The following is an 8,821-nucleotide window of genomic DNA, read 5'->3' as shown; positions in this document are numbered from 1 at the left end:
CGACGCCAACACCAGGCCCGGACCAGCCACTACAAGAGACGAGGCCACAGCCCAAGAGCTGAAGTCTCATCACGGTAAGCACCGTTGCAGTACTAGCTGGCCATCAGCCACGCGTGGTTGAGCTCCACCTGCCGGATGAACAATCTGTCAGACCCCGGGTCCGCCGCTACTCGGCCCGCCAATGAACGAAGCGGGGCGGCTGCTCGCCCCAGGTCACGACGGCGCCGACGGGGCTCGGGCTGATCCCGCCGTAGAGCAGCATGTAGAGGAACTCGGCCATGCGCATGTCGAAGACCAAGGGCGCACCGCCGCTGCGGCCGAGGATCAGGACCGGCCAGGCATCGGGATCGTCGCCAATCGTCAACCAGCCGAGGGTGTCGGCGGTGCAGGAGCCTCCCCAGACGATGATCTGCTCGGCGGAGCGCACCTCGTCGGTGGGCTCGCCGTCCTCCTCGAAGGCCCAGCGTGCCTCCTCCGTCATGCCGTGCATGCCGGGTTTCGGGGCGTTCGGCGGCATCAGTTCGTCGGGGGCGAACACGGCAAGGGAGCGAGAGATCTCCCCCTGCCCGTACCGGGTGATGAACTCGGTGTAGTCGCGCGGGAACCGGAAGCCCCACGCCGACTCCGCCGCCGCCCAGCCACCGGACTCGCCAGCTCCCTCGTGCGGGGGCATGAGTTCCATGAGCCTGTTGATGTCGAATGTGTCCGTCGTCTCCTCCCTCGTCCCTCTTGTCCACCGCCTGTCCCTGGCGGCCTCGCTTTGTCTGGCGGCCGAGCGCCGAGCGCCGGCCGCCAGACAAGGTTGGTGCGTCAGATCCTCGGCCCGCCGGTCAGCGGATCGAGCCTGTCGCGTGACCTCTGCCGCCGAAGCCGCCAGTGGACGAAGCGGGGGGACTCGCAGCCCCAGGCGTCGGTGATGCCGACGGGGCACGGATCGATCTCCGCCGTGAGCATCCCGTGGAGGAACTCGGCCATCCCCATGTCATAGACCTGGGGGGCACCGCCGTTCCTGCCGAGGACCAGGACCGGCCAGGCGTTCGGGTCGTCGCCGACCGTCAGCCAGCACAGGGTGTCGGCGGTGGCGGAGCCTCCCCAGGCGATGATCTGCTCGGCGGAGCGCACCTCGTCGGTGGGCTCGCCGTCCTCCTCGAAGAGCCAGCGCGCTTCCTCCGTCATACCGCGCATGCCGGGTTGCGGGGCGTCCGGCGGCATCAGCTCGTCAGGAGCGAGCACAGAAACGCAGGCCTCGATGCTCCCCTGCCCGTACCGGGTGATGAACTCGGTGTAGTCGCGCGGGAACCGGAAGCCCCACGCCTGCTCCACCGCCGCCCAGTCACCGGATTCACCGGCCCCGTCGTGCGGGGGCATGAGTTCCATGAGCCTGTTGATGTCGAATTCGCGTGCCATTGATCACTCTCACTGTAGCCCGAGGTTGTACCAGGTCTTGGATTTTGGCCCATAGAGCGAGTTCGGAACGACCTCGGCCTTCTGGAATCCGGGGACTCCGGCCGCGTCGGTCCCGAACGCCAACATGATGTACGCCACGGGGACCACCTTGCTGTCGTCGGCGTAGACCGGCTCCACGTTGTAGTGCACGATCTGCTTGTTCTTCACCACCTGATAGATGACTTCCTTCTCGAAGGCGCGCATGTTGTCCTCGATCCGGCCGTTGTCAACGCTCCGGTAGGAATTGGCCTGACGCGCACAGGTGGAAAGGTTCCTGAGATCCTTCCCGTCCCCACCGAGCTTGTCCGCGATGAGGTGGCAGGCGTTGATCGCGGTCTCGGGCTCCAGGCCTTCGTCGTCAGCCAGGTCTCGTGCTTCCTGGTAGCGTCCCGGCTTCTTGGTCCCGACCGGGCTGCCCTTGTCTATGAGCGAGTCGTCGATGCAGGCGTCCGCGGCGGTGGCCCTGTTGCCCCGGGCGGTGTCGAGATCGCCGTAGTCGATGTACGCCTTACCGTTGCGGTAGCAGCTACCGCCGCCACGGCCGGACCGGTCCAGGGGGTTGCCGAACCCCTGGGAGGGAAGCGGCCACGGAAGGTCAATGACGATCGGACTCGCGTTCTGATTGACGGTCAGCATCGCCAGGAGGTCGGCGGTCGAGTAGGAGGCGGACAGCCACTTGAGGGCGTCTTCGGGTTTGGGGGGCATCCAGTCAGGCTGGGGGACGGGCCGTTCCACGGTTGCCTTGGTCGGGTCCCACAGGCGTTTGGGCGGCTCGACCTTGACGGCGGTCGGGCTCGGGGGTGCCTTGGGCCGCTTGCAGGTGCGGCAGGCCGTGTTCGTACCGGTCCCGGCACTGGTTCCACCGCTTGGGCCCGCCGCCGGCGGACCGGTCGGCGCCGGACCACTGGCCTGGGTCGGGGTGAACTGCGGCGGGGGTGGCCATCAGGGCTCCGAGGCCTGAGCCCTGATGCACGTAGCCGTAGTAGGGGTTGAGGGTGGGGTTGCTTGGTCCTGGCTGTAGGCGCTGCTGGTTGTTGTATTCCGCGCAGCTCATCCCGAGCTGGGCTTCGCAGGAGTCGTCCTGCATGTTGGTGGTCAGGATGTTGGTGAAGATGGTGGCGAGCAGGCCCCATGGCGTACGCCCCCCGCCCCCTCCCTTGGGCGCCGGCGGGTTCGGCCGCGGTGGGAGCGGTACGGGTTTGACCGGCGCTGGCGCCGGAGCGAAGTGTCCCGTCGGGTCGGTTCGGTTGAGCGGGTCGGCGTTGGCGTAGGTGTAACGGTTGGCCTGGACGGAGGGGCTGGGGTCGAGTTGCCAGGAGTCGCGGCTGGTGAAGGAGCCGGTGCCGGGGCGGTACCAGCGGGCGGCCATGTTGACGTCGCCGCTGTCGGGGTCGGTCCAGCCGGACTGGTAGCCGAGGCTGGAGCGGGTTCCGGTGGTGGTGACGGGCTTGCCGAAGGGGTCGTAGGTGGTGGCGCCGGTGACGGTGGTGCCGACGGTGTTGAGGGTGGCGGTGGCGTCGGTGTGCTGGTCGGTGCGGATCCGCAGGTTGGCGGTGCCGTTGGTGGCGCCGAGCAGGGTGCCGGCCCCGTCGCGGGCGTAGCTCCAGGTGCCGTCGCCCGTGAGGTTGTTGGAGCCGCCGTCGTAGGTGAACCTGGCGGCGTTTCGGGTGGTGACGCGGTCGAGGCCGTCGTAGGTGTAGGCGGTGGTGCCCTCGGTGATCAGGCGGCCGAAGGCGTCGTCGGCGAGGGTCTCCTGCTTGAGGCCGGTGGTGACGGCGGCGAGGGTGCCACGCGGGGTGTAGCGGTAGGTGCTGGTGCCGTCGGAGAGCAGGCGGTTGCGCTCGTCGTAGGTGGCGGTGGCGGTGCCGTTGCCGGTGCGGTTGCCGGCCGCGTCCCAGGTGTAGACGGTCGTGGTGGTGTCGGCGGTCCAGGAGGTGAGGCGCCCGGCCAGGTCGTAGCCGTAGTGGTTGTCCCGCACCGGGTCGGTGACGGTGCCGGCGACGGTCTTACGGGTGAGGCGGTCGTCGAGGTCGTACTCGTAGGTGGTGCCGGTCAGCGGGGTCGCGGTGTCGCCGCCGACGAGCAGCTGGTCGCCGGTGAGGCGGCCGAGCGGGTCGTAGCCGAGACGGCGCTCCGACATCGTCTTGAGTTTGGTGGTGTCGGCCGGGTCGGGGGCGACGTAGGACTGTGTGGCGAGGCGGCCGTCGCCGTCGTAGCCGTACCGGTTCTGCGTGCCGGTGCGGGGGTTGTGCGCCCAGTCCAGCCGGCCGTCGGCCTGGTAGCCCATGAGGGTGTCGCCGGTGTCCTTGTCCCAGCGCTTGACCAGGCGCCCGTCGGCGTCGTACTCCCAGGTCTGGGTGGCGGAGTTCAGGTCGGTGCCGGCCTTCAGTAGCAGGCCGCGGTCGTTGTAGGCGTAGCTCTGGCCGGTGAGGGTCGAGGAGTTGTGCCGGACGAGGTGGCCGGCCTTGTCGTAGGCCAGTTCGCGGTCGGTGGTGGCCGCCTCGGCGCCGGTACCGCTCTCGCGGACCAGACGTCCGGCCGGGTCATAGCCGCGGGTGCGAACCACGCCGCCGGGTTCGGTCAGCTTCACGGCCTGGGCGGCGACGTCGTAGGCGGTGGTCCACGTACGGTCGGCCGCCGCCGGGTGGGCGGTGGTGGCGGGCTCGATCGTGGACTCCGGAAGGCCCCACGGGTTGAAGGTGTAGACGGTGGTGTTGCCCTGGCCGTCGGTCAGACGGGTGCGGTTGCCGGCGGCGTCGTAGCCGAACGTGGTGGTGATGTTCTGGCCGGCGGCGACCGGCTCGGTGAGCGTGGTCGGGCGGCCGAGCGCGTCGTAGGTGGTGCTGGTGACGGCGCCGGTGGCCGGGCTGGTGGAGGAGACCGCGCGGCCTTCGAGGTCGAACCCAGTCGTGGTGGTGCGCAGCACGGTGCCGGTGGGGTCGAGGTTGTCGGTGGTGGTGGGGTTGCCGAGGGTGTCGTAGTGGGTGCGGGTGGATTCGCCGAGGGGGGCGATGGCGCGCGTGGGGCGGCCGGCGGTGTCGTATTCGAGGGTGCTGGTGCGGCCGAGGGGGTCGGTGGTGGTGACCGTCTGGCCGGCGGGGTTGTAGATGGTGGTGCTGGTGGCGCCGGTCGGGGTGGTGAGGGCGGTCTGGTTGCCGGCGTCGTCCCAGGTGAACGTGGTGGTGAGGTTCTGGGGGGTGGGCTTGCGTTCGACGGTGGTGGCGGTGAGGGTGCGGCCGAGCTGGTCGTAGGTGGCCTCGGTGCGGGCGCCGACCGGGTCGGTGGCGGACAGTGGGAGGCCGGTGGGGGTCCAGGTCGCGGTCCAGGTGGGCGGGTTGTCGTCGACGGGGGGCTGGAGGCCGCCGAGGGAGTTGGGTTCGACGCGCTGGACCTGGTGGCCGAGGCGGTCGTAGGTGTAGGTGGTGCGCCGGCCGGCCGCGTCGGTGCTGGCGGTGACTCGGGAGAGTTTGTCGTACTCGACGCGGCTGGTGGCGGTGAGCGGTGTGGTGGTGCCGGGCGGGGTGTAGTCGGGCAGGGTGGCCGAGGTGGTGCGGCCGAGCTTATCGACGGTGGTGCGGGTGATGCGGCCGAGCGGGTCCTTGGTGGTGACGGCCTCACCGAAGGCGTTGTAGCCGGTGGTGACGGTGGGGCGGGTGGTGGCGGGGGCCGCTCCCCCGCTCTCGGTCAGGATCTGCGGGGCGGTGGTGGCGACGGCGCGGCCGAGGGCGTCGTACTGGTGGGTGGTGGTGTAGGCGGCGGGGTCGGCGCCGGGGGCGTTGCCGTTGGGTGAGGTGCTGGCGGTGAGCAGGCCACGCTGGTCGTAGGCGAAGGTGGAGACGGCGCTGGGGCCGCCGGTGGAGGAGGCGAGCTGGGTGCGGGGGGGGTGAACCGGCGGCTCCAGCGAGGGTGGGTGAAGGACCCCGATGGCGCGGAGCCCACGCGCAGGGGTTACACGATGCAGCGCGTGGTCGGGATCGTGTTCCTCGCTGTTGCCGTATGGATCCTCATCTCCCACCTGAGGTGAGCCCCTGGAGAGCGGGGGTGGCCAGGGGTGGGCGTCAGCGTGCGTGCAGCCTGCCGGGGTGGCCACCAAGGTGGCCCCGAGGAGGCCTGACCTCGACAGCCGCAGCCGGATGCCCCGCCCAGCCGCTACACGCTCCGGGAATGCGTGCCCTGTAGCCAACTTCGACGCTCACCCCTGCGCGGCACGTTGGTGCACCAGTAGAACCCACGTCACCGGGCGGCGGTGCGTCACGGTGTCAGGACGACCCGCCCGAAGACCTCGCCGGCATCCATCAGCCGGTGGGCGTCTGCCGCAGCTTCGAGTGGGAGGACGGCATGGACGACGGCGCTGAGGTCACCTCGCACCGCGGCCTCCAACTGGTCGGCGCGTATCCGGGCCAGGTCAGCTCGCGGCACCGTGTCCAGACTGAAGGTCGCGACCGACAGCGACTGCCGGAACCGGCTCAGCAGCGCCGACCCGAAGTCCGCCGGAGGCGGCCCGGCGACGAGGCCGACCAGCACGAGCCGGCCACGGGGTGCGAGCCGCGCGAGGAACGAGGGCAGCGCCGGCCCGGAGACGATGTCGACGATCACATCGAAGCCGGCCGGCTCGGGACCACGCGTACTGTTCCCGTCACGGTCGAGCACGTGTGTCGCGCCGTACTCCATCAACCGCTCGCCCCGCTCGGCTGAGGACGTGGTCACCGCGACTGCCCGTGCACCGGCCTGGGCCGCGATCTCGACAGCTGCGATGCCGATGCTGCCGGCCGCGCCACGTACCAGCACGGTCTCGCCCTCGGCGAAGTGCGCCTGCTGCAGGGCGAAGTGCGCCACCGGGGCGGCGCTGCCGAGTGTCACCGCATCGACGGGCGTCAGGCCGGCGGGCAGCGGCGTGACGTTCGCGATCCGCGCGACCGCGTACTCGGCGTAGCCGCCGGAGAGGCCGGTGAACGCCCAGACGCGTCGGTTGAGCCACGACGCCTCGACACCCGCTCCCACGGCCGCGACCGTCCCGGCCACCTCACTTCCCGGCACCAGACCGTCGCGAGGCATGGCCGGGCCGAGCGCGCCCAGCGTGCCGCGCCGGATCACCGCGTCGACTCCGCCGACCCCGATCGCCGCGGTCCGGATGACGACCTCACCTGCGCTCGGGCTGGGGACGGGGACATCGACGACCTCCATGCCGTCCGGGCCGCCGAAAGTACGGATCGAGACTGCTCGCATGCATCGCTCCTGACTGGTTAGGGCCGGTTGACTCCCGTACGATCGAACGTAACGGACGGATCCGTCCACTTGCTGTTGTGAGAGAGATCGCCTGAAAGATGACTCACCTGCTGCGTGTCGACGCGAGGGAGAACCGCGATCGTGTCCTCGCCGCGGCCCGGTCGCTCTTCGCGGAGTCCGGGCTGGGGGTGACGATGCGACAGATCGCCCGGCGTGCGGACGTCGGGCCCGCGACCCTCTACCGCCGGTTCCCGACGAAGCAGGACCTGGTGCTTGAGGCGTTCGAGGAGGAGCTCGCCGAGTGCAGCTCGATCGTCTACGACGGCACCGCCGACCCGGATCCGTGGCGCGGGCTCTGCGACGTCATCGAGCGCGCCCTGCTCCTCAACGCGCGCAACCAGGGCTTCACGGACGCGTTCATGTCGGCACACCCCGGCATCGTCGACTTCGTGTCACACCGCGAGGAGTTGGGCCGCGCCGTCTCGACCCTCATCCGCCGCGCGCAAGCTGCGGGCCGGCTGCGTCCGGACTTCGTGCTCGATGACTTCGTCGTCATTCTCCTCGCCGGCCGCGGACTGACCGCCGCGCCCGCCTCCACGCGCGACGCAGCGGCACGACGCCTCGCGGCTTTCATGATCGACGGCCTCCGCGTCGCCGACGCCGAGCCAGGCACCCGCGCCAGTAGCGCCGCGCGAACGGGAAGCTTCGGACCGCGACCCCGACCTCGATCGTGAAGAGCCGCCATGACACCAGCGCCGCGCCGGTGCAGCCACCGCCCCGTCGGGAGTTGGCCGAAACGTCCCGGTAGGGAGCCAGAAGTGCTGGCGACCGGGACCCAGGGCAGAGTTCTCCCGTCGGAGTCGCCTCTCCCACCGGGGACCTGACGAAGGGACGCGAGAGCGGCGGCTGCTACTGGACCGGTCGGACCACTGCGGCGGGGAAGAGCGGTGAGCACGGCCTGCGCACCGGGACCCGACCGAGGGACCGAGGGCGATGCCGGCTCCGCGCAGGGCCGAGCGAGCGAGCAGGCATACGGCCCAACCCGAGAGTGGGCACCGGGAGCCGGGCGGGGCTTGGTGCCCACCGTCGGCTCGACCGAGGAAGCGTCATACCAGTGCGGGCGGGGCGGGACCGGATGGTCGCGGGTGACGGGGCTGGTAGAAGTACGCCGAGATTGCTCATGGTCCGGGTCGACGCACGGCGCGGCGCGGTGATCGAGGCAGGCGAAGACGGTGGCGAACCGCCCGGGGGGACCTGCGCCACCGCGTCCACGTCGCTGGTCCTGGCCGTGCCTCACGCGAGGGGCGAGGTCGGACACTGAGCCTTCCCCCGGGACGTGGACACCGGAGTTTCATGCGGCGAGTGTGATCCTACGGGACGCCGCTGTCTGCTGTTCGAACTGGACCGGGCTGAGGTAGCCGAGCGTGGAGCGACGCCTTCGGACGTTGTAGAAGGAGATCCAGCGGAACACGTCCAGCCTCACCTCGTGCTGGCTGGACCAGCGCACTCCGTGCATCAACTCCCTCTTCAGCGAGGCGAAGAAGCTCTCCGCGGCAGCGTTGTCGTAACTGGAGCCGACCTTTCCCGTGCTCCGACGGACACCGTGGCGCCGGCAAACTCTCGCGAACTCGGCCGAGCCGTATTGGGCGACCCCCTGTCCGAGTGAAAGATCACGCCACCGACACGACCGCCACGGACCGCCACCGCGGCCTCCAGCGCGTCGGTGACCAGCCCGGTGCGCATGTGGTCGGCCAACGACCAGCCCACCAGACGCCGCGAGTGCAGGTCGATGACGGTGGCCAGACACATCCACGACCCGCCGACCGGCAGATACGTGATGTCGCCGACCCACCGGAGATCGGGCCCCGCCGCCGTGAAGTCCCGCCCGATCAAGTCCGGAGCCGGCGGCACGCTCCTGTCCTGGACCGTCGTCCGGCAGCGTTTACGCAGGTGGCGGCCGATGATGCCGTGCTCGCGCATCAGGCGGGCTATCCGCTTTGCGATTGACCACCCGGCCCCGAGCCCTCAGCTCGGCATGCACTCTCGGCACCCCGTAAGAGGTCCTAACAAAGGCGTTGGACGTGGCGGTGAGTGATCAGGCAGGCGGCGAGGCCGAGGAAGGCCTCGTGCATGTCGTCGCGCCGTTCCC

7 protein-coding genes and 1 pseudogene are annotated in these 8,821 nt (G+C 70.3%); 2 read left to right on the top strand and 6 right to left on the bottom strand.

All coding sequences use genetic code 11. From position 1 onward, the window contains the following. Positions 1-166: 166 nt before the first annotated feature. The 4 genes from ACFWA9_RS36540 to ACFWA9_RS36525 all read right to left on the bottom strand — a co-directional run bounded on the left by ACFWA9_RS36540 (position 167) and on the right by ACFWA9_RS36525 (position 5,134). Positions 167-682: an SMI1/KNR4 family protein gene (locus tag ACFWA9_RS36540; RefSeq protein WP_380393411.1), complete on the bottom strand. Its 516-nt coding sequence runs from the start codon at positions 680-682 to the stop codon at positions 167-169. A gap of 128 nt (positions 683-810) precedes the next feature. Further along, a complete protein-coding gene (locus ACFWA9_RS36535) occupies positions 811-1,377 on the bottom strand; it encodes an SMI1/KNR4 family protein (protein WP_380393408.1) in 567 nt (188 codons plus the stop codon). Positions 1,378-1,416: 39 nt separating this feature from the next. Beyond that, positions 1,417-2,151, bottom strand: a complete 735-nt coding sequence (locus tag ACFWA9_RS36530) for a DNA/RNA non-specific endonuclease (RefSeq protein WP_380393405.1) — start codon at positions 2,149-2,151, stop codon at positions 1,417-1,419. A 4-nt stretch (positions 2,152-2,155) separates the two neighbouring features. Continuing rightward, the gene (locus ACFWA9_RS36525) at positions 2,156-5,134 is read right to left on the bottom strand and encodes an RHS repeat-associated core domain-containing protein (RefSeq protein ID WP_380393417.1); all 2,979 of its coding nucleotides are present in this window, start codon (positions 5,132-5,134) and stop codon (positions 2,156-2,158) included. Between the two features lie 195 nt (positions 5,135-5,329). Between ACFWA9_RS36525 and ACFWA9_RS36520 the strand changes: the two genes are divergently transcribed. After that, positions 5,330-5,470, top strand: coding sequence for a DUF6199 family natural product biosynthesis protein (locus tag ACFWA9_RS36520; RefSeq protein WP_380393414.1), 141 nt, complete (start codon positions 5,330-5,332; stop codon positions 5,468-5,470). A 227-nt stretch (positions 5,471-5,697) separates the two neighbouring features. Here ACFWA9_RS36520 and ACFWA9_RS36515 read toward each other — a convergent pair whose 3' ends face one another. Next, entirely contained in the window at positions 5,698-6,672 is a 975-nt protein-coding gene (locus tag ACFWA9_RS36515) for a zinc-binding dehydrogenase (protein WP_380393402.1), read from the bottom strand. A 98-nt stretch (positions 6,673-6,770) separates the two neighbouring features. Between ACFWA9_RS36515 and ACFWA9_RS36510 the strand changes: the two genes are divergently transcribed. After that, positions 6,771-7,406 carry a TetR/AcrR family transcriptional regulator gene (locus tag ACFWA9_RS36510; RefSeq protein ID WP_380393399.1) on the top strand — a complete coding sequence of 212 codons (636 nt, stop codon included), beginning with the start codon at positions 6,771-6,773 and terminating at the stop codon, positions 7,404-7,406. A 617-nt stretch (positions 7,407-8,023) separates the two neighbouring features. Here the strand turns inward: ACFWA9_RS36510 and ACFWA9_RS36505 are convergent. Continuing rightward, positions 8,024-8,737, bottom strand: a pseudogene (locus tag ACFWA9_RS36505) (IS3 family transposase); the annotation flags it as partial. Positions 8,738-8,821: the final 84 nt, after the last annotated feature.

Origin of the sequence: Kitasatospora sp. NPDC059973 (assembly GCF_042737525.1) — a bacterium.
Lineage (GTDB): Bacteria > Actinomycetota > Actinomycetes > Streptomycetales > Streptomycetaceae > Kitasatospora.
The sequence above is the reverse complement of the archived record's forward strand: the minus strand, read 5'-3'. Positions and strand labels throughout refer to the sequence as shown.